The organism is Streptomyces sp. NPDC005775, from assembly GCF_042871565.1.
GTDB lineage: Bacteria > Actinomycetota > Actinomycetes > Streptomycetales > Streptomycetaceae > Streptomyces.
In genome coordinates this window covers 255,305-278,666 of sequence record NZ_JBIAIU010000006.1, presented here as the reverse complement: position 1 = coordinate 278,666, position 23,362 = coordinate 255,305, and the positions used below count along the sequence as shown (strand labels likewise).

General features: G+C 71.8%; 20 protein-coding genes. 4 read left to right on the top strand and 16 right to left on the bottom strand.

Annotated features, from left to right (window positions below):
• The first annotated feature begins 53 nt into the window (after positions 1-53).
• Positions 54-2,342: an LPXTG cell wall anchor domain-containing protein gene (locus ACFYPA_RS16875; protein WP_389132475.1), complete on the top strand. Its 2,289-nt coding sequence runs from the start codon at positions 54-56 to the stop codon at positions 2,340-2,342.
• Positions 2,343-3,078: 736 nt separating this feature from the next.
• Positions 3,079-3,516 (top strand): hypothetical protein, encoded by a 438-nt coding sequence (locus tag ACFYPA_RS16870; RefSeq protein ID WP_389132472.1) that lies wholly within the window; start codon positions 3,079-3,081, stop codon positions 3,514-3,516.
• 80 nt (positions 3,517-3,596) lie between these two features.
• On the opposite strand, the gene ACFYPA_RS16865 is transcribed toward ACFYPA_RS16870, so the two are convergent.
• Together ACFYPA_RS16865 and ACFYPA_RS16860 are read right to left on the bottom strand one after the other, a co-directional pair.
• Complete coding sequence (locus ACFYPA_RS16865) at positions 3,597-4,229, bottom strand: hypothetical protein (protein ID WP_389132470.1); 633 nt, start codon at positions 4,227-4,229, stop codon at positions 3,597-3,599.
• A gap of 48 nt (positions 4,230-4,277) precedes the next feature.
• On the bottom strand, positions 4,278-5,522 hold the full coding sequence (locus tag ACFYPA_RS16860; RefSeq protein ID WP_389132467.1) for a DUF4157 domain-containing protein: 1,245 nt from the start codon (positions 5,520-5,522) through the stop codon (positions 4,278-4,280).
• A 231-nt stretch (positions 5,523-5,753) separates the two neighbouring features.
• Here ACFYPA_RS16860 and ACFYPA_RS16855 point away from each other — a divergent pair, with 231 nt between their 5' ends.
• A complete protein-coding gene (locus ACFYPA_RS16855) occupies positions 5,754-7,028 on the top strand; it encodes an ankyrin repeat domain-containing protein (protein WP_389132465.1) in 1,275 nt (424 codons plus the stop codon).
• Positions 7,029-7,031: 3 nt separating this feature from the next.
• Here the strand turns inward: ACFYPA_RS16855 and ACFYPA_RS16850 are convergent, their stop codons facing one another.
• The 14 genes from ACFYPA_RS16850 to ACFYPA_RS16785 form a co-directional block, all read right to left on the bottom strand.
• Positions 7,032-8,294, bottom strand: a complete 1,263-nt coding sequence (locus tag ACFYPA_RS16850; protein WP_389132462.1) for an NADase-type glycan-binding domain-containing protein — start codon at positions 8,292-8,294, stop codon at positions 7,032-7,034.
• Between the two features lies 1 nt (position 8,295).
• A complete protein-coding gene (locus tag ACFYPA_RS16845) occupies positions 8,296-8,859 on the bottom strand; it encodes a phage tail protein (protein ID WP_359078097.1) in 564 nt (187 codons plus the stop codon).
• The gene (locus tag ACFYPA_RS16840; protein ID WP_359078095.1) at positions 8,856-10,817 is read right to left on the bottom strand and encodes a putative baseplate assembly protein; all 1,962 of its coding nucleotides are present in this window, start codon (positions 10,815-10,817) and stop codon (positions 8,856-8,858) included. The genes ACFYPA_RS16845 and ACFYPA_RS16840 overlap by 4 nt, the downstream gene beginning before the upstream one ends.
• Complete coding sequence (locus ACFYPA_RS16835; RefSeq protein WP_359078093.1) at positions 10,817-11,239, bottom strand: GPW/gp25 family protein; 423 nt, start codon at positions 11,237-11,239, stop codon at positions 10,817-10,819. Before ACFYPA_RS16835 ends, ACFYPA_RS16840 begins: the two co-directional genes overlap by 1 nt.
• A complete protein-coding gene (locus ACFYPA_RS16830) occupies positions 11,236-11,553 on the bottom strand; it encodes a PAAR domain-containing protein (RefSeq protein WP_359078091.1) in 318 nt (105 codons plus the stop codon). Before ACFYPA_RS16830 ends, ACFYPA_RS16835 begins: the two co-directional genes overlap by 4 nt.
• A 59-nt stretch (positions 11,554-11,612) precedes the next feature.
• Positions 11,613-13,382 (bottom strand): VgrG-related protein, encoded by a 1,770-nt coding sequence (locus tag ACFYPA_RS16825; RefSeq protein WP_359313968.1) that lies wholly within the window; start codon positions 13,380-13,382, stop codon positions 11,613-11,615.
• A complete protein-coding gene (locus ACFYPA_RS16820; protein ID WP_359078087.1) occupies positions 13,379-14,098 on the bottom strand; it encodes a LysM peptidoglycan-binding domain-containing protein in 720 nt (239 codons plus the stop codon). Before ACFYPA_RS16820 ends, ACFYPA_RS16825 begins: the two co-directional genes overlap by 4 nt.
• Before the next feature lie 106 nt (positions 14,099-14,204).
• A complete protein-coding gene (locus ACFYPA_RS16815) occupies positions 14,205-14,630 on the bottom strand; it encodes a phage tail protein (protein WP_359078086.1) in 426 nt (141 codons plus the stop codon).
• Positions 14,631-14,685: 55 nt separating this feature from the next.
• A complete protein-coding gene (locus ACFYPA_RS16810) occupies positions 14,686-17,793 on the bottom strand; it encodes a hypothetical protein (RefSeq protein WP_389132455.1) in 3,108 nt (1,035 codons plus the stop codon).
• Between the two features lie 4 nt (positions 17,794-17,797).
• Positions 17,798-17,956, bottom strand: coding sequence for a DUF6760 family protein (locus ACFYPA_RS16805; protein ID WP_167535327.1), 159 nt, complete (start codon positions 17,954-17,956; stop codon positions 17,798-17,800).
• On the bottom strand, positions 17,956-18,447 hold the full coding sequence (locus ACFYPA_RS16800) for a hypothetical protein (protein WP_359078083.1): 492 nt from the start codon (positions 18,445-18,447) through the stop codon (positions 17,956-17,958). The genes ACFYPA_RS16805 and ACFYPA_RS16800 overlap by 1 nt, the downstream gene beginning before the upstream one ends.
• Entirely contained in the window at positions 18,444-18,884 is a 441-nt protein-coding gene (locus ACFYPA_RS16795; RefSeq protein ID WP_124720830.1) for a phage tail protein, read from the bottom strand. The genes ACFYPA_RS16800 and ACFYPA_RS16795 overlap by 4 nt, the downstream gene beginning before the upstream one ends.
• 59 nt (positions 18,885-18,943) lie before the next feature.
• A complete protein-coding gene (locus ACFYPA_RS16790) occupies positions 18,944-20,470 on the bottom strand; it encodes a phage tail sheath family protein (protein ID WP_359078081.1) in 1,527 nt (508 codons plus the stop codon).
• Positions 20,471-21,036: 566 nt separating this feature from the next.
• Positions 21,037-22,341 (bottom strand): hydrolytic protein, encoded by a 1,305-nt coding sequence (locus tag ACFYPA_RS16785; RefSeq protein ID WP_359316431.1) that lies wholly within the window; start codon positions 22,339-22,341, stop codon positions 21,037-21,039.
• A gap of 250 nt (positions 22,342-22,591) precedes the next feature.
• Between ACFYPA_RS16785 and ACFYPA_RS16780 the strand changes: the two genes are divergently transcribed.
• Positions 22,592-23,323 carry a LuxR C-terminal-related transcriptional regulator gene (locus tag ACFYPA_RS16780; RefSeq protein WP_359078079.1) on the top strand — a complete coding sequence of 244 codons (732 nt, stop codon included), beginning with the start codon at positions 22,592-22,594 and terminating at the stop codon, positions 23,321-23,323.
• Positions 23,324-23,362 lie beyond the last annotated feature (39 nt).

Genomic DNA, 23,362 nt, shown 5'->3' with positions numbered 1-23,362 from the left:
GGGACACACACATGCAATTCGCGATACGCGCACCCGGCTGGTTACGGCTTCGCATGGCGGCCGTCGCGTTCGGCGCGACCGTACTGGTCGCCGGACCGCTGCCCGGTCTGCATCACAACGCCGAAGCGGCGCCGCCGAAGCCGATGCTGGGCCGCTGTATGGACAAGTACGGCACGAGCCCGACACCGCCACCGTCCTACAAACTGCCCGGGTCCAGGCCCGCCGGTCCGAACCAGTGGAAGACGCCGAACGCCGAGGACCGCTTCTACGGCTACGACCACCTCGCCAAGGGCTTCGAGGCGCTCACCGACCCCGGGCTGATCGATCTGCCCGACGGGGACAACCCGAAGAACTACACGTGGGGAACACCCGAGAACGCGGTCACGACCTGGAAGCAGACCCAGGCCGGATCCAAGCCCTACAAGGGCTCGTTCAACGAGTGGCTGAACAACATCTACTCCCGCAACGAGGGCAACAACAAGCGGGGCAACGGGTTCGAGTCGGAGGTCGTGAAGTACTTCGACCTCGGCGGCGTGGACTGGATCTGCCAGAAGAACCTCCGCGACCTCAACCCCGAGCTGCACAAGGACCTCGAGCGGACCCTCGGCAAGGACGTGATGAAGAACGGTCGCGTCTTCGACGCGGTCAACCAGCGCACCCGAACCGTCTACGAGGTCAAGTCCGGGATCGGCTACGACGCCCGGCAGCTGAAGATCGACGCCGAACTCGTACGCCGCGGCTGGAAGGTCGTCTACATCAACGGGCAGGAGCCCGACGGGAAGACGGTCGCCAAGTACAAGGCCGCCGGCGTGAAGTACTACCGGCACGGCGCCACCCCGAATCCTCGCTTCACCGTCGGCACGTACACCCCGCGCAGCAACCAGCTGATGACGCCGGACCCGAGCCGCCCCTCCTTCGGCTCAGGCGCCGACATGGCCCGCAGGTCCGCACCCACCCCTGAGGACGCCCGCCGCCAGATCGAGCGGGCACGCGGCCTGGTCCAGCAGCCCGGCAACGGACTCCGCAGCCCGGGCGGTGTCGACTTCTCCACCCTCGACATCTCGTACATCGGGCAGACGAAGACCGGGAACCTCTCGTACGCCTTCAGCGCGAAGAACACCGACGAGGAGACGGCACCCGGTTACGGCGGCCAGGAGAAGGCCCAGCTGACCTCGGACGCCTTCTTCACCTGGCTCGCGCTCACACCCGATCACTTCTGGGTCAACCTCAATCCGGACGACCCGGACACGATCATGGACGCGCCGTTCGACGAGACCGACGCCGGCCGCGTCCTGCTCGAGGCCGACATGGAGATGAAGCACGACTTCGGTCGTGCGGAGGACCCGAAGACGGACGCCGGAAAGCGGTTCTGGGACGAGATCACGAAGGTCGACGGAGCGCCCTGCATGGGCTCCACCCGCAACTGGATCGTGCCGAAGAAGGCCGAGGTCCGCATCGAGGACGACGGCGCCTACATCCTGAGCGCGCCGCTCGACGTCAAAACGGTCGCCCAGGACTACAGCACGCCCGGCCCCGGTGGCGGCATGCCCTGCACCCTGACCAAGGAGCAGACGGCCCACAACATGGACGTCTACCGGCAGACCGTGCTGCCGGTGGTCCAGAAGCAGATCAACGAAGCACCCAAGTACGCCGATCTGCGCCGCGTCTACAAGGCCCGCATCGCCGCCGAGTACGTCCGCCAGACCGTCGCCCAGGACAAGAAGGCCTTCGGCGGATCCTTCAGCAAGATCATCGACAGCAATCAGGTGAAGCGCTGGCCGCTGCGCGGCAAGAACGCCGACTGGGACAAGAAGACCGTCTGGAAGGAGATGAAGCGCTCCTACAGCGAGGGCGACTTCAAGTACGACATCCCCGTCAACGGTGAGGTCTGGGTCTACACCGTCGGCGGCGTCGACCTGACCAAGCAGCCCCAGGAGAAGGTCAGCAAGGCCCGGTTCCAGGCCGAGAAGCCCAACCTGCCCTCCGTCACCAAGGGTTCACGCAACGAGGCCCTCGGCTACCAGGCGACCGGCACCACGGTGATGGGCGGCGACAACAGCGGGAAGACCGGTGGCGGCGGCCCCGCCCCGACCCCCTCCCCCACACCGACCGGCACACCCACCCACGAACCGACCGGCACACCGTCCCCGACCCACACTCCGGCCCCGGACCCGTCCGGCGACGGCGGCCACAGCACGCCGCCCACCGGAGGGGGTGACCAGGACGGCAGCATGGCCGACACCGGCACCCAGGTACTGACCATCGCAGGTATCGCCGCCGCGCTCCTCGCGGCCGGCGGAGCCCTGCTCTGGATCCGGCGCAGGCGCGGCATCAGCGGCTAGCCGGAAGCCCGTACGGGAAGGGGCCCCTGCACTCTCATGCGACGGGAGTGCGGGGGCCGCCTTATGACGTCGGCCGTTCACGGCGTGGCCCAGGAGGCGGTCCGGGCGGGGGCGACGGCGAAGGTGGGGCCGTCGGTGACCTTGGAGTCTCGGACGTGCGCGGGCGAAGTCACCGCACTACGCTCGGTGCGGTAATGCGCCTGTGCCGGGGTGCGTACGCACGTCGTCGAGTCGGCTCATCACCAAGGCGACCGCGCAGGCGTTCGAGCAGCGGCAAAAGCCCTGCTCATCGGGGATATCCGGGCACGCAGTCCGTCGCGGCCGAGCATCGGAAAGGCCGCCCCCCGCACTGAACAGCGCCCCCGCGTAACCGAGTTGCCCACGGACCCCCTCCCCTTCACCACGTCGGCGCTATGCTCGCCAGACTTTGAGACCCCACGCAGAAAGTTGGGCGGTCGGTATGGCTGAAACCGTGAAGTGCGGCAAGTGTTTCGCCACGAAGGTCCCTCGCACTCCGTGTCAGGGCTGCGGCGACGAGGGCTGAAAGCCCCGAGAGCGGCGGCGGCCCGCTGGACGCTTACGAGGAAATGCTCGACCTGGCCCGCCGGGCTCACCGATAAGGGCGCGGCAGGCCAAGTCAGCGCGTTGACCGTCCTTTCGACGTGGCCGGGGCGGGCGCCCGGACGGTAGCGCACCGAGAAGTTCTGTCATCGAATCGCAGTTGGGGGATCACGAAATGTTCAGCCTCGCCATCAACGCGAACGCTCACGGCACGCGCGTAGAGTCCCTTTACCGACTGGTCGACGCATCCGGACTCGTCATCACGGTGCACGGATCCGGCGACCAGAGCGAGACGGCGAGGGCGATCCACGAGGCAGCCCCGCGCCTATCGGATGATCACGAAGTCCGGGCCAACGGCATGATCCTGAGCACCATGGCGCAGTACCGCATGTTCTGGGGTGTCGTCGGATATCCCGGTGGCAGTCTGGCGATCCTCACGCCCATGTCCCTGTACGAGGCACAGGACAGGCACGACTGGATCCGCCATTTCATGCATGACGTCCTCGACCCCGTCAATGCGCTCGCCGGCCGGGGCTACCGCGTCGGCGGGGGCGGAAACGGAACGGTGAGCGACTCCGACTTCGCCCAGGCTTTCGCACGTGCGTACGTTTGACAGTTCCGGACGGGTCGGGGCGGCAGGAAGGGGGCCGGTGGACGCCACGAGGCGACGCCTGTGGGGCGGGCCGGTATCGCCTACTTCCCTTCCGGCCGCGGCTGGAACATCGCGTCGTCGTAGTCCAGGAAGATGAGAGGCATGTTCCGTCGGAAGTCCGCGACTTCCGCACTGTCCTCGTACCCGGCGCACAGCGTTTTCGGCCAGTACCAGTATCCGCGTGAGGCGATCAGGAGATCGAGGTACTCGGAGAAGGTGCGGTGCGTGGAGGTCAGCTCTTCGCCGAAGTAGTGATAGCTGAGCTTCTCCTTGAAGACGCCACCATCCCCCCGCTCGAACGCCACACACGCTTCCGGGGTGAAGAAGTCGAAGGGCACCACAGGGCGGAATTCCTGTTCCCCCTCCGGGAACCAGGTCACCCCGCTCCAGTCCCCGAGCACTTTGTCGAGGGGCAGGATATCGACCAGGCCATGATCCGAGCTGTCCCCTTGCTGGATTTCGGGGACGGTGCACCGCCAGTCGAGCCTGAAGGACCCCACCTGCCGGTAGAACTCCTCCACTCCGGCGGGTAGCCGGTCGCCCGACTCCGCGATGACGCGGGAGACCTGGTCGGACGGGAGGGGCTCCGTCAGCGTGCAGTCCAGTAGCTCGACACGGGGGTTCTCGCGGAGTTCAGCGACCAGCGAGTCGAGTCGGTCCCTTGCATTGCTCATGTGTGTGTCTTCCGTCGCGTCGCCCGTTGAATCCGCCGGTCACAGGTGCTACATGTTGTTGTTTTCAATCTCCCACGCATCCCCGCCCAGATTCTTGCCATTGGCGTCGTACAAGGTGTATTCCGCCCTGATCATCCCGGGAAGGCCGAACCGGTAGATGCTGTCGAAGGCAATGGCTTCCGGAGATCCTGGCGTCATTTTCATGTCGGCCGCTGTGGGGTGGGTGCTGAAGTCCGCCGTCACGTGATAGCGGGCAGTGTGTCCCGACTGGAGAATGGCCCCCTTGAGACTCTTCTCGACCTTCGCGTGGTGCTGACTGTTGGCCTGCCTGACCAGCGGGGTCAGATTCTCCAGATTCTTTCCCGAGCCACCCAGGTTGTGGTTCAGGAGATGCCCCTGCACCATGTAGTTCTTGAACCAGTCCCCGATCGGAGTGCCGCTCGGCGGCCACCAGGCGGGTTGCACCGTGGGCGCCTGTCCCGTCCCGAGCTGGCCGGCGAAGAGCTCCCCCATCATCTCTATCCCCACGTTGCCCGCCGTGCCGTTGATCGTCACGGTGTGGGCTCCCTGCGGGTAGTCGACCCGCTGGTTGTAGCCCGGGAGCGGGGCTCGCTGCACGACCGGCGGTTGTGCGCGCTGGAGCGCGGTGCCCGAGGACGCGGAACGCTGGGCGGTGAGGTCCTCGCGCCGACCCGGTGCGGGTGCCCGCATGACCCGGGTCGCGTTGGCCTCCGCCTCCCGTTCGAACCGGTCGGAGGGGTCGGAGACGCTGAGTCCGGAGCCGTTGTCGGTCCCGGCGACGGGGCCTTGGCGCTGCTGGATGACGTGGGTGAGCTCATGGGCCAGCGTGTGCTTGTCGGCTCCGCCGGCGCCGATGACGACATGGTGGCCGGAGGTGTAGGCGCGGGCACCGACTTCGGCGGCCGACGCCTTGGCGGCAGCGTCGTTGTGGACGCGGACATCGGAGAAGTCCGCCCCGAGCCGGGACTCCATGTCCGTGCGGACGGCGCTGTCCAGCGGCCTGCCGGCCGAGCGCAGCACATCCCTCACGGCCGAGCGCTGCACCGAGGGCCGCTCCGCCTCCTCGTGGCCACAACCGGCACCGTGCCGGTGCCGGTCCTGGGCGGACGGGTGACCGGCGGCCCGCAGCATCTGGACGACGGCCGCGTTCCCGATGGTGCCCTGGAGGGCGAGGCGCCCGGCGCCCGGCCCCCCGTTCGCGGCCGCGGGCTTGCGCGCCTGAGCGGGACCTTGGGCCGCACCGGTCTTCTCAGCACCGTCCTGGCTGCGCATGGAGACCTCTTCCTGCTAGGAGAATGACTCTCCCTGCATACCCCGGGGCGCGGCTCCGGTTCCAGGTCTCCCAGGGCACAGTTGGTTGGCCCGGGCGCGCGGCTCAGCCGTTCGCGGCGTGGCCCGGAAAGGCGGTCCACGCGGCGGGGGCACGGTGTGATGACCGCTCAACTCGTGGCCGAGGAACCCCGGTTCCCCTCCTGAGCCGCCCCGGCCCTTAGCCTGGCCGTCGTGGCGGCCAAGGGCGGGGACAGGGCATCGGCGGAGGTCCGGCTGATCGATACGGTGCGCGCCGGTCGCGCCCACGCCGTGCGGGACCTGCTGAGTGCGGGCGCCGATCCGGAGGCGACGGACACCGACGGCATCCCCGTGCTGTGCCTCGCCGTCGACGCGTTCGACGAAGTCGTCGCGGATGCCCTGTTGGACGCCGGTGCCGATCCGCTACGGTCGCTGTCCGACGGGAGCACACCATTGCTGCGGGCCGTCGCCTCCGGCCACGCCGATCTGACCGACGCCCTGCTCCTCCCCGCCTCGGACCGGCTCACGGACGAGAAGCGGGCGGCCCTCGTGACCTGTGCTCGGCACTGGTGCGAGAGGGGCGCCGAAGGCGGGCTCCGCCTCGCGACCGGTGCGACGGGTCCGGTCGGAAGGCGCCGGATCTCCGACCGGCACCGCGTCAGCGAGTACGACGTGCTCACGCTCGATGGGATGAGCGTCTGCGACGGTCATCCGGCCGTGCTCACCCGCTTGGAAGCGGCGTTCGGATGGCGTCCGTCCTTCGACGACCTGCTCGGCCGGGCCCTCACCGACACCGACGAGAACCACGCCAACTGGGCGCAGGCGACGATCGTGCTCGCCCAGCGATCCGACGCGGAGACCTGGGAGGCGGCCCTGGCGCTGCGCTCCGACCCTGATCCACGGCGCCGGCTGTTCGCTGCGGACCTCGTACGGGATTTCGTCATCGTCGGCCAACACGCCGACTCGGAGGACTGCCCTTGGGAGCGGCGGGCCCTGGACGTCCTCATGCCGTGGGTCGCCGAGGAGACGGACCCGGCGGTGCTCGCGTCGGTACTGAGCGGGCTGAACTTCCTCGACGACCCGAAGGCCGAGGAAGTGGGGATGGCCCACCGCGCGCACCCGGACCCGAGGGTCCGCGTCCAGGTGCCCTCGACGCTGTTCAGAACGCGATACGCCTTCACGCACCCCGAGGCGTTGGGGGTGCTCGCCGCGCTGGCCCGCGACCCCGACGCCCGCGTCCGCGGGGTCGTGTGCGAGCTCCTCTATCTGTTCGAGGGTCGCGGCCCCGCTGTCTGCGACATCCTTGCGGGATTCCTGTACGAGGACGACCAGTTGGTACGCGTTAAGGCCGTCTGCGGACTTGCCGAGGCCGACGACCCGCGCTGCCTGGAGGGCGCCCGCCTGATCGGGCCGGTCGATCGGACGGACGGGGCGGACACCTGGCTGCTGGAGGCAGCGTCGCGCTACGAGCAGCGCCACGCCGGCTGAAACTCACGTCCGCTTGAAGTACTCGACCTCCCCGACGGCGATCGGCCCTCCGCCCTCCTGTCCGGCTGCTTCCCGCACGACGAACCGGATGGAGACGACATCGCTGATGCCCATCCGTACGGACTGCTCGCCGGGCTTGTCCGTGAGCGTCATCGTCTTCTCGTGCTCCGTCCCGTCCTTCGTCCTGATGACGAGGTCGGCCTTGGTCGCCCTCGCACCCGTCCGGAACACCTCGGGCTTCGTCGACACCCCGGTGTACACCGTGACGCCGACCAGCCGGAACGGTGTGTCGAACTCGGCGGTCAACGAGTCGCCGACCTTCGGGGCGCCCCAGTAGCTGTTCGTCACCCCGTCCGTGGCCGACTTCGCCGCGTGGCCGGGGGCGGAGGCGCTCGCCGTGGCGTCGGAGGGGCTGATCTCCCCCGTTCCGCCGAGCTTGTCCCGTACGTCCTCGACGACGTAGCGCCCTGCCGGTACGAGCAGGAAGCCCGCGACCAGGAGGCCGGCGATCAGCAGGGCCAGCACGCTCCCCCGCAGCAGCCGCCCCGACCCTGCCCGCACCTTGCGGTTGAAGGGCCACCTGGTGCGCCACCAGGGCAGGGCCTCATCCTGCTCACCGGGGTTCAGCGGCGCCGCGCAGCGTCGGCAGAACTTGCGGCCCGGCCGGTTGGAGGCCCCGCACTTCGGGCAGGGCGTGCCGTCCGGCTCGTCGACCGCCGCCACCGGCCTGACGACGGGGCGTGCGGCGACCGGTACGCCGGGCTGTACGGCCCCCACGGGCTCGTCCTCCACCGGTGACACCTGCCGCACCGGCCGCACTGGGCCGGGCGGCGCCGGGCGCACGGGGGCGGGGGCAGGCGGCGCCGGTCGTACGGGGGTGGGCTCGGGCGGGCGTACGGGGGTGGGCGGGGTCTGGCGTACGGGAGCGGGTTCCGGCTGTCGTACGGGGGCGGCCTCCGGCGTCGGCGGCCGCGGCGGGTCCTCCGCGACGGGCTCGGGCGCGGCTGCGGGTGCGGGTGCGACAACCGGGGCCGGCGGCGGCACCGGTGCCGGACGCGGGGCCGGGACGGGGGCCGGCGCGGGTTCGACAACCGGCGCCGGGGGCGTGGCCTCGGGTTCCGGCGCGGGCGTCGGGGCGTCGGCCTCCGGCGCGCGTACCGGCGTACGGGAGCGGCGCGAGGACCCGCCCAGGTACGTACCGCAGCTTCCGCAGAAGTCCTCGTCGTCCTCGTTGGCGGCTCCGCACGCCGGGCACGAGCGCGTCATGTCAGTCTCCAGTCTCGTCCGGTGCGCCCGGCAGGATCTCCACCCGGCAGGTGAGGTGTGCGGGGCACGAGGCCCGGACCACGGCCAGGACGCGGGCCGCGTCCACCGGCCTTCCGGCGGGTGCCCGGACCCGTACCAGCAGTTCCCCGGTCGGGGGCGCGGGCAGGTCCGTACCCGGCTCCGAGGACCAGGTGGCCCCGCCACCGTCGTGGATGACGGCCTCCACACCGAAGCAGAGCCGCAGGTGTTCCACCAGACCCCGGCGCGTACCGCGCCAGCGGTGCAACTCGACGGCGCGGGCGACGACGGCCCGGCGCAGCTCCACCGGCCAGGCCGGGTCGATGTCGGCCCCGACCCACGACGCCAGCCAGGGCAGGAAGTCGTCCGGGGTCAGCGCGGGGTCGAAGTAGGCCGGGAGGTTGTCGAGGGTGGACAGGACGGGGGCCAGGACGGTGTCGAGGCCCGCCGTGAAGCGCTGGGCGAGGTCGTCGTCCGCGTACAGGGCGGGCAGCAGTCCGCCGATCGGGTAGCGGCTGGGGAGCCCGGGGACCGAGGCCCTGGTCATCCGCGGTCACCCGCCCCGGCCGCGGTGACGACGATCTGGTGCTGGTGGGAGAAGACGAGGGCGTTCGCGGCGACGTCGATCCGGTCCGCAGCGGGTCCCCGGCGGCCCGTGAGCGGGTCGGCGGGGAACAGCCGTACCTCGTCCACCAGGCGGACTCCGCGCACGGCCTGCAGTACGGCGAAGATCTCGCCGTACTGGACGGGCCTGCCGAACGGCCAGCCGGTCCGGTCCGCGCCGCCCCGCAGCGGGTCGATGTGGCGGAACAGCGCGTCGAGCGCCTCGGCCCGCACGCGGTCCACCTCGTCGTCGGCCGCGACGAGTTCGGCGACCACGGTGACGCCCTGGTAGGCGGGCGGTTCCACGATCAGCCGGGTGCCGACCAGTCGCCGCTCGTCGAGCCGCTCGGCGACCGTCGCCAGCACCGAGTCCGGCGGGATCAGCTGCTCGAACCTCAGCCGGCCGCCCTCGTCGGGAACCGCGTCGGGCACCACCAGGACCCGCACCGCGCCGGCCTCGCCCGCGACGGCGGGCAGACAGCGGACCCTGCGCAGCGAGCGCGCGGCCTCCCGGGCGATGACCTCGTAGTCCTCGGCCGTGACGGCCCGCTCCTGGACGCGGAGGATGTGGGGCGCGCGGACCTTGGCGTTCTCGACGCTCTCGCCGTCGACCCCGCCCCGTGCCGCCTCGCGGTTGTCGACGGAGGCGACGTACGGCACCGAGCTGCGCAGGACGCGGATGGCGCCGCGCGCCACGTTCCCGGCGCCCCCGCCGCCCGTCCGGTAGTGGGGGACCCGGAGCTGGGCGCCCTTCGGGGGCACCGCCCCGTAGACGCGCATCGTGCCGTCCGCCTCGCGCACCTCCGGCGGGAAGGCGAACTCGCCGGTGACGGCGTCGATCCGCACGTGCCGGTCGCCCGGGGAGGAGGCACCGAAGTGCTCCACCGGTGTCCAGACCTGCCAGCCCTCGGCCGAGGACACCTGCACGACGGGCGGGTCCCCGTCCATCAGGAGCGGCACCTTGGCCACGGAGAAGCGCTGGCCGGCGACCCCTTCGGAGGTCCCGAGCGGTACGTCGAGGACGGTCTCCGCGTGTTCGACGCCGGTGGTGCCGCCGACGGTGAACACCTCGGCCTCGCGGATCGTCGGCGACTCCGAGTAGAAGGGCTGCCCCGGCTCGGGTGCGGTGACCCGGCAGCGCAACCAGCCGGCCCGCACTCCGGCCGTCACCGAGGCCGTGTGCCCGGCGGGCACGAACACGGTGATCTCGCCGGGCTTGTTGAGCCCTCCGGTGCTGTCGGTGCCCGTCCGGCAGGTCACCCAGCGGGCGCCGTCCCACGCCTCCCACACCAGCGGCGGCTGACGGGGGTCGACGCCGACACCCTCCACCCGGCTGTCGAGACGTACGGCGACGATGCACCGGGGCACGGCGGTGGGCAGCCCGAACAGCAGGGCGTCACCCGGCTCGGGCCGGGGCTGGAAGCAGGGGATGTCCTTGCCCGCGCCGAGCGGCGCGGTGCGGTCCGTCTGGTCGCCGGACATGGGGGCGGTGACCAGCCTGACCAGGGAACTCGGCACGATCGCCAGGTCCTCGGCGGTCGAGAAGACCACCGCCTCCTCCGTCTCGCCGCGGGCGGTGGCGACCTCCGTACCCGCCGGGAGGCGGACGGTGTCCGGCTGGGGGGCGGACAGCCAGAAGTCGACGTCGGCACGGGCGACGGTCGGCGGGAACAGCCGCACGCCGAGCAGATCGAGGAAGGCGGAGTAGTTCCGGTCGGGCACGCGGTTCAGCCGGTACAGCAACTGGTCGACCATGTACGCGAACGTCTCGATGAGCGTGACCCCGGGGTCCGACACGTTGTGGTCGGTCCACTCGGGAGAGCGCTGCTGGACGTACCGCTTGGCCTCGTCGACGAGTTGCTGGAAGCGGCGGTCGTCCAGGTTGGGGGAGGGAAGGGACATCAGGCCGCTCCCGCTTCGGGACTCTCGGAGGAGGGGATCGTGTAGAAGGGGAAGACGAGGTTGCGCAGGTCGTTGGTGGACCGCACGGTGTAGTGGACGTCGATGTACAGGGTTCCCTCGTCGACGGTGTCGAAGGCGACCACCACGTCCCTCACCTCGATGCGTGGTTCCCAGCGCTCCAGCGACGTACGCACCTCGTGCGCGATGCGGCCGGCCGTGGCGCCGTCGCCGGGCGCGAAGACGTAGTCGTGGATGCCGCAGCCGAACTCGGGGCGCATCGGCCGCTCCCCGGGCGCGGTGCCGAGCACCAGGCCGATGGCCTCCTCGATCTCCTGGTCCCGTTCGACCATGCCGATGCCGCCCGTGGCGCCGACCCGCAGCGGGAAGCCCCAGCCGCGTCCGATGAATCCGTTCCCGCTCATACCGGGCCTCCGATCAGGACGTTCGGCGCGCCCATGATGATCTTGGCGCCGCAGCTGGTGGTGTCCCCCATGCGAGCGGCCGGCAGTCCGCCGATCAGGACCATGCCGCCGACCGCGGCGGCCGGGTTCGGCATGACGACGTTGCCCGGTCCGAGCAGGGCGTGCGGCGGCATGGCGCATACGTGCAGGCTGCCGGTGACCGCGGCCGGCCGGCCGCCGATCAGCACGGTGGCGACGGCCACCGCACCCGGTGGCGGGGTGCCGATGACGCCTCCGTGGACGGTGGGGTCGCCTGTGCGGGCTGCGGGGGGCATGGCTGCTGTTCTCCTTGCTTGATCAGGGCTTCGGGGTGACGCCGGAGCGGGCGCGGGTGTCAGTTGATCCGGATGAGCCTGGCCTTGAGGACGGCGAGCAGTCCGCCGTCGACGGTGACCCCGGTCTTGCCGTTGATGGTCACCGAGGCCCCCTTCACGTCCACGTTCCCCGTACCGGCGTCGAGGGTGATCCCCGACCGGCCCAGCGAGAGGGAGCTGAGCACCCGGGAGGTGCCCCGGGCGAACACCTTCAGCGCGATCTCGCCCTTCCGCTCGTCCAGGGTGACCTCCAGCTGCTTGTCGCCGGTGGCCAGGCGCACCCCGGACGGGCCGCGCGGGGCGTCGAGCAGTTCGATCCGGTTGCCCGAACGGGACACGAGGGAACGGCGGTTGACCTTGCCGCTGGTCGGGTCGACGAGCGGCACGTCGTGGGGCGACGGCTTGTCGACGCCGTTGTAGAGGCCGCCCAGCACGTACGGACTGTCCAGCAGGCCCTGTTCGAAGCCGACCAGCACCTCGTCGTTGACCTCGGGGCTGAACACCCCGCCCCCGCCCTGGCCGCCCCACTGCACCGTACGGACCCAGTCGGACACGTACGTGTCGTCGAGCCAGGGGAACTTCAGCCGGACCGACCCGCGTTCGCCCTTGCCCCGGCCCTCACGGATGTCGGTGACCACGCCGATCGCGAGGCCCGGGATGCGGGGGCCGTGCGGCGACGCGCCGCCGCCGGTGAGCCCGGAGAGCGAACGGTCGGGGGAGGTGCTGACCAGCACGGTCGTGCGGTAGCCGCCGACCGGGTCGAGGACGTGGTGGGCCGCCGTCGCCGTGTAGCGCCCGGCGAACGCCGGTCCGACGTTGCCGAGGGCGACCGGCTCGCCGGCCCGCAGCCGGGGGTTGCCCTCGGCGACCGCCTCGATCTCCCCGAAGCCGGAACTGACCTGCGCGGCGACCGCGCCGGCGACCGCGCCGGCTTCGGCCTGGGTCCGGTACGGGGTGTCGGCGACCGTCATCCGGGCGTTCGGGCCGAACGCCCCTGCCGCGGCGGACGGGCTCATCCCGGGGACCACGGTGGTGCTGCGGATGGACTGTTCGCGCGCCACCAGCCGGGTCTTGGTGTCCACGTCCCAGCCGCGCACCTCGACGCTGTCCGCCCCGTCCGCGCCGGTCAGCACCGCGCGCAGGGCCAGCAGGTTGCGCCCGTACTCCAGCACCATCGGATGCTTGGTGGCGGAGGTCGTGGGGGCGGGCGCCGAGGCGGCGGGCTTCGGCTTCACGAACTGCAGCAGGCCCTTCTCGTCCACCCGTACGTGTGCGCCGCTCTCGCCCGCGAGGTACTGGAGGAAGTCCCAGTCCGAGATGTTGGGCTGGGTGAGCTGCTTGTACATGACGGGGGCCGCCTCGACCTTCCCGCAGGTGAGCCCGGCCCCGGCGGCGACCTTGCGGACGATGTCGGCGGCCTTCATGTTGCGGAAGGCCACCACCTTCCGCCCGCGCTGGAGCCGGTGGGCCTTGGAGAAGGCCCGCACGACGGTGAAGGAGCCGGTGGTGTCGCTGTCGAGTTCGAGCGCGGTGACCTCCCCGGTGAACAGCCGTTCCTTGGCCTGTTCCTGGACGGTGACCACGGAGATCTTCAGCGGGGTGCCGATGGTGATCCCGGTCGCGGTGAGCAGCGTGTGGTACGGGTCGCGGTAGGTCAGCACGGCGGTGTCGGGCAGGCCGACGTTCTCGTCGACCGCGCAGCTCACCAGCTGGGACGCCCAGGCCCGGGGGAGCTCGGCGGGCGCCTCGACGATCGGGTCGGCGGCGAAGGAACGGGCGGGCGCGGTCACCGGGCGGCCTCCGAGGCGTCTTCCAGTGCGGGCACGAGGAGTTCCGTGCCCGGGGCCAGGTACATGGGGTCGTCGATGTCGTTGGCCTCGGCGATGGTGCGCCATGCCGTGGCGTCACCGTATTCGCGCCAGGCGAGCAGCGGCAGGCTGTCCCCGGCGACGACCCGGTGCGTACGGCGTGCCTCCCGCGATCCGGACGTGGGGTTCTGGCCGGCCGGGTCGACGCTCGCCTCCTCGATCGAGAGGGAGCAGGTGGCGCGCAGCGGCTTCCCGTCGACGTCGAACAGCGTGTACGACACGGAAAGGCTGGAGAGCACCCCGTCGAACGACGTCGTCTTCGACGTCCCCCAGTCGAAGCGCACCCAGGGGCTCGACGGCTTCTTGCGGCCCAGGCTGCTCGGAGTGGGCACGCAGGCGGTCATCAGCTGCTCCACGGCCTTCTCCACCGAGTTGTCGTGGGTGGCGGTGGCGTCGAGGAAGACGTCGAGGGACAGCGAACGGGGCCCGCTGCCGACGAATTCGGGCAGCGCGGACTCGCCGGCCGTCCGGGAGGGGGTACGCCGCCACTCGGTGCTCTTGCTCAGGGAGAGCGTCGCCGGGTTGAACTGCAGGGTGAGCCGGGCGAGGGTGCCGGACGGTTTGGCGCCGACGTCGGCCGGCGGTTCCATGATGGTCAACTGGGCACGGGCACGGCTCGTGCGGGCGGTCGCTGCCATGGTGTCCCTCCTTCCTGCGCGTCGTCCCTGTCATGGGCTCGGGTACGGGCTTGGGCTCGGATACGGGCTTGGGCTCGGATACGGGCTCCGGTGTGCGGGCAGGCCATCAGGACGGCACCAGGCCCTCGTGCGCGATCTCCAGCGTCTCGATCGCCGCCTCGGAGCTGGACGGATCGAAGGAGGGCCCCTGCCAGCGGACCGGCACGATGCCCTGGATCTGCCAGCTGATGATCCGGCTGAGGTCCGGGCGGAGCGCCACGATCTCGCCGTCCTTGCGTTCCACCCGCTGCGTCGTCTCGTTCAGCCATCGCGCGATCTTCAGGGTGTCGGCGGTGACGGGGCGGGTCAGCGTGATGTTGGTCCAGGTGATCCGCCCGGGCAGCTGCCAGGTGAAGCCGTTGTTGCCGCCCTCGGCGTACTGCTCCAGCTCCACCTCGGCACCCAGACCCGAGCAGGTGTGGAACTGACCCAAGTCGCTGCCACCGATGGCGAGTTTGAAGAACACGCTCGTCGCGAAGATGTTGTCCGTCATGTACTTCTCTTCTTCTCTGCTGTCCGTGGGCGGCGGGGCGGGCGGGGTGCGGGGTTCAGCGGCGGCCGTCGTACGGCCGTCCGGAGCGTTCCCGTCCTCTGCGCAGGTCCGCCCGGATCAGCCTGCTGACCGGGTCGAGCAGCCGACGGGCCAGCTCCTCGATGTCCAGGCCGCTGACCTCGTTCGCCCGCGAAGCACCGGCGGCGTCCGCTGCGGTGGGGGCGGGTGCCGAGGCGGACGGGGCCGCCTTGCCGGACTTGGCGGCTTTCCCGGACTTGGCGGACTTCGGCTGGACCACACGGACGGGGACCCCGGAGAGTCCCGCCTCTTCCACGGCACGCTGGAGCGCCTGATCGCGGGTGGCGGGGGCGGGGGTCCTGGGCGTGGGGCTACCGGAGCCGCCGAGGCGCGCCGGGGCGGGGCGTGACGCGCGCACGGTGAGGGGCTGCGGTACGCCGGAGGGGGCGCCGCTCTCGGGCACCGGTCCGGCGGCGGGTGCGCCGGTCTCGGGCACCACCGGCATCGACAGGCGCTGCACGGGCACGGCGACACCCCCGGGCCGGGGGGATCCGGGCGGGTGCGGGCGCACCACCGGGACGGGCGGGGCGGATTCCGTTGCGGACCCTGCCCCCGTCCCCGTCGCGCGGTGCGGCAGTTCGGGGGTCCGGGTGGTGGGAGCCGCGGGGCCTGGGCGAGTGGGGGGAGCTGTGCGAGTCGTGGGGGCGGTGGTGTGCGCGGGGGCGGTGAGGTGCGCGGCCGGTGCGTGGCCGGACGGGGCGTTGCCGGCCGCGGGCGGTGCGGAGGGGTGCGGCGCGGAGGGCGCTGCGGCGCGCGCCGAACGCTGGACCAGCCGTGCGAAGGAGCGGGCGGAGGGCGGCCGGGACGGCGTCCGGGCGGCCCGGGCGCCCTGGGACACCGTGTTGGTCTGCGAGAGGCCGGGCGGAGGAGGGCCGGCCGGAGCAGGACCGGGCGTGACGGAACCGGGCGTCACGGACCGTTGGACGGTGGCGTCGGACACCTGTCGCTGCGGTCCTGCAAGCGGCCGTACGTCCGGCTGTCCTTCCGGCGCTGCTCCCGACGCCGCTTTCCGCCCTGCTCGCCGTCCCGCCTTCGGCGCGGCGACCGGGGCCCGGCGCGCCGGGTCCTGCGTGGCGGAGGGGTGGGCCGGGGTGCGCTGGGCGCCCTGCCGCTCCCCCGGCCGCGCGTCACCGGCGTCCGGCGGGCGGACGTCCCGTCGCCAGGTCGCCGCCACGACGGGCCGTGCGGTGGTGGTCGACACCGGCGCGGAGAAGCCTTCGGCCGCCCCGGTGCGTACGGCCAGCGTCCGTCCCGCGAGCAGGCCGCGCGATCGCTGGACCGTCATCGGCGCAGGGCCGGTCGCCGTTGCTCCCGTGACCGGCGCGATCGGCTGTCCGTGAAGCCCGCGCGGGGCGGCCCGTCGGACGCGTACCGGGGCGGGCGGGGTGGCCGGGGCGGGAGAGGGAGCGGCAACCGTGCTCGTGGACGGGCGGCCGGTGTCGGCGGCGCGTTGGACGGCTGCGGGATGCGTGGAGGCGGACGTGCCCCCGGCGCCGGGCCGTTCGGCCGCCGCGGAGCGCAGCGGCATGCCGGAGGGCGCGGACGGGGAGGCCGGAGAGGCGGGCGCGGACGTCGACGGCTGCCCCGCGGACGGGCCGCCCGGCAGCGGGCCCGTGGTTCCGGGCCGCGTCCGACGGGGGTCGCCCAGGAGCGGGGCGTCGTGCGTGGTGCCCGCGGTCGGCGGGAGCGAGGAGAGGGGCGCGCCGAGGCCGCCCCGGGTACGGGCCTGCGAGCCCGGGCCGCCGCCGGGGGCGGGGGTGGTCGGCCGGTGCGCAGAAGGTGCGGGTGCCGGGGCGGGTGCGGGCGTCGGCGCCGGTGCGGGCTGCACGGGGGTCGGGCCCGGACCGGGCGTCGGGCGCTGTCGCTCCGCCGCCTGCTGCCCCGTCGTGTGCCGTTCCGACGGCTGCCGGCTCTGCTGCCGTGCCGCCGGACCGCGCCCCGGGGCCTGTTCCGGGCCGTGGCCGTGGCTTTGGGCCACCGGCCCCTGTTCCGTCTGTCGCTGCACCACGGGCAGTGCGGGGTCCTGCGGCGCGGCCGGCCCGGAGGGAGCGCCCCCGTCCCGGCCGGACGGGCTGAAGAGAGCGGCCCCTGAGGGCAGTTCGCGCAGGGGCCTGCCCAGAGCGGGACGTATGGGGGGCGCGGCGGTCGGGCTCGCGGGACGCTCCGGCGTGACGGCGGCCGGACGTTCCCCGGGCTCCGCACGACCGGTGTCCGCAGGACCGGTGTCCGCACGGCCGGCGTCCACTCGGCCGGACTCCGCCCGGCCGGGCGCGGCCGACGGCCCGACCCGCGTGGCCGCCGCAGGCGTTGCGGCCGGCACGACAGCGGCGAGGTTCCGCAGCGGAGTCACCGGCCGGCGAGCGACGATCAGGGGCGGCGCGGTGCGCCGGGGGCGGACCGGCGCGGGCCGGGCCTGCGGCGCCGCAGCCGCGGCGGGCCCGGCGTCCGCGGTCGTACGGGCGGCGGGCGGCCGAGGCCCGGCCGCGGGCGTGTCCGGGCGGACGGCCGCGTCGCCGGAACCGGGCTGCCGGGCCACCGGCCCACGCCCGGCGCCGCTCCGGGCCTGCGAGCCGCCGGCCGACCGCTGAACGGTGGCGGGCGCGCGGCCGGGCCCGGCGGACGACGAGGGCTGGACGGGCCCCGGCTCCTCCTGGCCCGGTGCCCCGGCGGCGCGCAGGAGAAGGGGCGAACCGGCCGCCATGGGACGGGCGACGCCCGGCCGCGCCACGCCGTGGATGAGGCCCACGGGTGCGGAGGGCAGGACCGCGTGGCCGAGCTCGCCTCCGTACGCGACGTTCTGCCACGAGGCGAGCCGGGACCGGAAGCGCAGTCCGTCGCTCACCCCGATCGAGGACCGGGCGACCGTCACGGCCGGTGGCGCGACCCGCCGCCAGCCACCGTCCCAGTCCGCGTCCGGACGCGCGGGAGCGACGGCTCCCGGGGTGGCCCCGGAGTCCGCCCGCTGGACGGACTCCGGTCCGGGCGCAGGTACCGTACCGTCGCCGGTTCCGCCCTCCACGGGTGCGGAGCCGGGTGTGCCGGCCTGCTGCCGGCGGCCCCTGCCGAGCCAGTCCCTGAACTCCACGCCCTCACCCGCTCTCGTTGACGCGGGTGTTGATCCGCGCTATCTCCCTCACCCACTCCTGCCGCTCACCGTGGGTGAGGTCGAGGATGTCCTCACGCTGCCAGTGGAAGTGGTAGGCGATGTACGCGAGCTCCTCCCGCAGCCGGGAAGGCGCGTACGTCACTATTCCCCCAGGCGTTCACCCGAGAGGTCCACCTCGAACGACCCGTGGCACAGGGGGCATGTCACCGCGGCGTGGGTGTGGCCCTCGCTGTTGATGCGGCGGTAGAAGTCCTGGAGGAACGCCACGTCTGTGGCGTACATCCGCTCGACGACACCGGCGTGCACGTCGGTGATGGTGCCGAGCCGGGTGATCACCTGGCTGAGCAGCACCACGCTCAGGTACGCGGGGTTCTCCTTGACGCGCAGGTCGATCTGCGGGCGCAGCTCGTCCCGTGCCGTGGCGAGCCGCATCGACCCGCTCCGGTGGACCTGGCCCTCGTCGTCGACGTAACCGCGCGGGAGCTCGAACTCGAACTCCGTACGCAGGTCCTGACGGTCCCGCTCCCGTGCGGGCGGAGGCGTCGGGGCCTCCTCCCGCGGGGCGGGCGCGGCGGCGGCGAGGGTGTCGAGAACCTCGTCGAGGCCGCCGCCGGAAACGGTCCTGCGCCTCATTCGACCACGATCTCCTCAAAGGTGATGGTGACCGTCTCCGTCGCCGCGCTGGACTCGCCGGCCTTCAGCGAGGGGCCTTCCCACTTGCTGGCCCAGCCCTGCATCAGCTGGATGCGGCGGACGGTCTCACCCTTCGAGTCCTTGATCTCGATGGTGAGGTTCTGGCGTGCGGTGTCGACGGCGCCGTTGTTCAGCGTCTCCTTGATCCACTTGGTGAACTCGCTGCTCTTGTCGAGCCCGCGGGTGATCGTCACCTCACCGGCCTGGCGCGCGCCGGGCTGCTTGCGGATGATCTGCTTGCCCTCGGCGGTCACCTGACGGACCTCGACGACTTCTTCCTCGACGGTCAGACCGCTGATCTCCTGGATCGACTCCACGAGGTAGCCGCCGAGCTGCACGCCGAAGACGTGGGTGGAAAGAGCATCGCCCTCTGCCATGACTGTGTGTCACCTGTTCTGTTCGTTTGCCTGCTGGGACGCTCCTCGACGAGGACGGGTCACTCGTCGACGAGGCTGGTGCTGTCGGAGAACTGCGACAGGCGGAAGATGACGAACTCCGCGGGCTTCACCGGGGAGACGCCGATCTCGCACACGACCTGGCCGAGGTCGATGGACTCCGGCGGGTTGTTGTCGCGGTCGCACTTGACGTAGAAGGCCTCTTCCGCCGTCCGTCCGAAGAGCGCGCCCCGGCGCCATTCCTCGGTGAGGAAGGCGGTGACGTTGCGCCGGATGCTCGACCACAGGCGGTCGTCGTTCGGCTCGAAGACCACCCACTGGGTGCCCAGGAGGATGGACTCCTCCAGGTAGTTGAAGAGGCGGCGTACGTTGAGGTAGCGCCAGGCCGGGTCGGACGAGAGGGTCCGCGCGCCCCAGATGCGGATGCCGCGGCCGGGGAAGGCGCGGACACAGTTGACGCCGATCGGGTTCAGCAGGTCCTGCTCGCCCCGGCTGAGGCGGAGTTCCAGGTCCAGCGCACCGCGGATGACCTCGTTGGCGGGCGCCTTGTGCACGCCGCGCTCGCCGTCGCTGCGTGCCCAGACGCCGGCGACGTGGCCGCTCGGCGGGATGAGGGTCTGCTGACCGGTGGCCGGGTCGAGGACCTTGAGCCAGGGGTAGTACACGGTCGCGTAGCGCGAGTCGTATCCGGCGTCGTCGTTGCGCCAGGTGCGCACGCGCTGGGCGTTCATCCCGGGCGGGGTGTCCAGGACGGCGACGCGGTCGCCCATCTGCTCGCAGTGCGCGATCACGGCCAGCTGCACGGCCCTGACGCCCTCGTCGTCGATGTCACCGCGACGGTGGGAGCTCATCAGGTCCGGGACGGCGACCATGGTGATCTCGTCGATGGCCTCGAGGGCCGCGATGCCGGTGCGGGCCGACGCGTCGCCCACGTACTCGGTCGGGCCGGTCGGGGCGGTGGTGCCGGCGCCGGGGGCGGCGGGCGACAGGGTGAGGCTCTGCTTCTCGGGGCGGGTCTGCGCCGCGCCGGGCTGCTCGGTGACCTCGATGAGCTTGGACTGGCGGGCCTGGGTGACCAGGTAGCCCTTGACGTTCTTGCGTACGGAGGTGTCGTACGTCTCCACCACCTTGCCGCCCTGACGCACCAGCAGCCGGAAGCGGTCCTCCGGAGGGTTCTCGCCCTCGGGGTCGGCGACTTCGATGGAGAGGCCCTCGCCGGCGCCCGGCCGGGCGGAGACCAGGAAGCCGCCGATGGCGACGGGCGGGGCCGCGGCGGGCGCGGGGCCCTGCGGCGCGTCCTCGGCCGGGCCGCCGATGCGCACGATGTACGCCGCGCCGCCACCGTTGCTGAAGTAGCCGTGCACGGCGAGCGTCAGGTACGTGTCGGGGGTGAAGGTGCCGAAGGCCGATACGTACTGGTCCCAGCTCGTCACCAGCGTCGGCCGGTGGAAGGGGCCAGTCTCCGCGAACCCGACGAAGGCTGCGACCGCGGTGCCGACTCCCTCGATGGGCCGTGCTCCGGACTGCACCTCCTCCACGTATACACCTGGGGTGAGGTACGACGGCATGCTCGCTCCTTCGGGTGGTCAGTCGTTCGCGTGTTCAGTCTTGCCCGGGGCGTATCCGGGCAGTAGGTCTCAAAGTCCTCGCCACGGGGCAGGGCGACTGCCTTCCCGGGCACCCCGGGCGCCCGGCGGGCCCCTCCCGCCGGTGGCAACCGTCCTGACGGACTGGCAGGTAGGGCCCGGCGGGCCCGGGAGGGCATGCCTCCCCGGAACCCGGGCAGTTGCCCGCCGGTACGCCAGAGGGATTAGTTTCAGCCAGAAAGTACCGGGCCACTGGCTCGAACCGGCCGGATAATCACGGCCGGTTCGAGCCCGAAATATTTCGATCTGCTCCTGTGAGCAAGGTCATTCACTGTCCGAGCGGACCGCCCCGTCGACGAAAGACCGGGAATCACCCGCGAAAGACCGGTATTCACCGAGCGGAAACGCTCCGGCGCTTTGGTTCCCGGTCCCCGGCGGTGTGTGAAGAGCCACACTCCGATGAACGTCCGGGTGCGGGTTTCCGCTGGCAGGGACGCTGTTTGTTCACACTCACGGAACGGGCGGACAGGAATCCGAGGCTATCGTTCCTACGGTGCGATATCGCTCAGCACACCACTGACATTGAGTACTTGGTGGCACTCGGAGGCCTGCGTCCCGGTCGCCGGAGTGCCCGGTTTGGAACAGGTCACGGAAGCGGTGACCTTGGCATTCTCCTGGATCCGAATGGGGGTGACCCAGTGATAGTCCTGGTTGCGGAACGTCTCCAGAGCAATGGTGGTGATCTTGCGCTCTCCGAAGGAGATGGTCAACACCCCCTCGTCCCCCTGGAAGTTCGCCACGACGATGTCGGTGACGCCGAAGACCTTCCCTGCCGGGACCTGATACGTCCCGTCCTTCTTCGCTCCGGCACCCGTCTGCACGTCGATGGTCTCGGAGCTCTGCTGGCCGTTCATTCCGCCGGTGCCGCCCGTCGAGCCGGAACCGCCGGTCGCCGCACCACCGGTCGCGCCCTCGCCCGTCGCGGTGCCCGTCCCCTGCTCCTGGCCCTGACCGCCGGTCGGATCGCCGCCGGTGCCGCCCCCGGTTGCCGCGCCGCCCTGCGGCCGCTCCCGGTTCTCCTCCTGCGCCGCCTTGGCCCCCGCCTCCTTCGCGGTGCTGCGGATGGTCGGCCGTACGAGAGCGAACCACGCCACCAGCAGGGCGAGCAGTGCCGCCAGGACGATCAGCAGCCACTTCGGCAGCAGCGGAAGTTGTGCGAACTCGCCGGGCAGCGGCTCCGGGCGGCCGGGCTGTTCGCCCTCGGTGTCCGCCCCTTCGCTGTCCAGGGCCCTGACCTCGAAGGGCCAGGTGGCCGGAGCGCCGAACCAGATCAGCTTCCGGGCCCGTACGCGCAGGCCCACCTCGGCGGACTCACCCGGCTTCAGGCTCCGGCGTTCCGGTGTGAAGGCGAGGCGGAGTTCCTCCCCCTCCTGCTTTCCGGTGAAGACGACGTCGACGGGGGTGTTCCCCCGGTTCTGCGCCGAGGCCCGGAACCGGGCGCCCAGCCAGCCCCTGCGCCGGCCCGGCTCCAGTGCTGCCCGGAGTTCACGGAACGGCTCGACGACGACGGTCGCCTCGGGGACGGCCACCGACTCGGGGTGCTCCGCCGGCAGGACACGTACGCCCAGCGGGACTTCGCCCGCCTTGACCTCGTGGGACCGGGGCGGCGCGAGTCGCACCGTCACGGTCTCGGAGGTGCCGGGGTAGAGGGAGACCCGCTCCGGTTCCACCGTGGTCCATGCCGCACAGTCGCCGACCACTTCGAGGGTGTACGCCTCGACGATGTCGCCGTCGTTGCGCACAGTCAGCGTGGTCGTCGCTTCGGCGCCTGGCGACACCGTCACCGTGGGTATGTCGAATTCGGCAGATGTGGTCACGATGCGACGTTAGGCCGCGCCCCGGCCCCGGCAGCAGAGGCGAGAGGGCAACGTGCGGGCAGGGCCGGTGCCCTGGGGGAACACCCGCACCGTTTCGTCGTCCCCCGCGCCCGGGCCAGGTCCCCCTGTGAGGCCACGGAACGAGCCCGCGCGACGTCTGACGTACCGAGGACCGGCGCCACCACCCATCGGGGAACCTGCGGAAGTAGCTGAGGAAGACGAGCACATGACCATGACCACGACGGAATTCATGACGACAGGGGCGGAGGGCGGCCGCAGCCGTGGACCGACCGTGCCGGAGCAACGCGCACAGGGGACTCCGACGGCGCCCCCGGGGGGCAGGGTCTCCGTGGCGGTGTACGCGGAGGACCTGATCCTGCAGACCGGCATGGCGCACCAGTTGCGCATGCGGCCCGAGATAGAGCTGATACCGGAGGAGGAGGCCGACCGCGCCCAAGTCTCCCTGGTCGTGGTGGACATGGTGAACGAGGCCACCGTCCAGCTCCTGCACCGTCTCCAGCGCAACACCTCCACCCGCACCGGGCTCGTCGTCGGCTTCTTCGAACCGGGGGCCCTCCAGACCCTGATCGAATACGGGGTCGCCGCCGTACTGCGGCGCGGGGAGGCCGACCAGGACCGTCTCGTCCACCTGGTCACGGCGATCGCGAAGGGGGAAGGGGTGCTGCCCGGCGACCTCCTGGGAAGGCTCCTCGACCACGTCAGCAGCCTCCACCGCACCGTGCTCGACCCGCGCGGACTCTCGCTCTCCACGCTCACGGCGCGGGAGGCGGAGATGATCAGACTGGTGTCGGAGGGCTACGGCACCGCGGAGATCGCGCAGAAGACGTCGTACTCCGAACGGACCGTCAAGAACGTGCTGCACGAGGTCGCGACACGGCTGGACCTGCGCAACCGGGCCCATGCGGTGGGTTACGCCATGCGGCACGGCCTCATCTGAGGCGGCGCCTCTCCCGGACGCCCGCCGCCACGGGCCCGC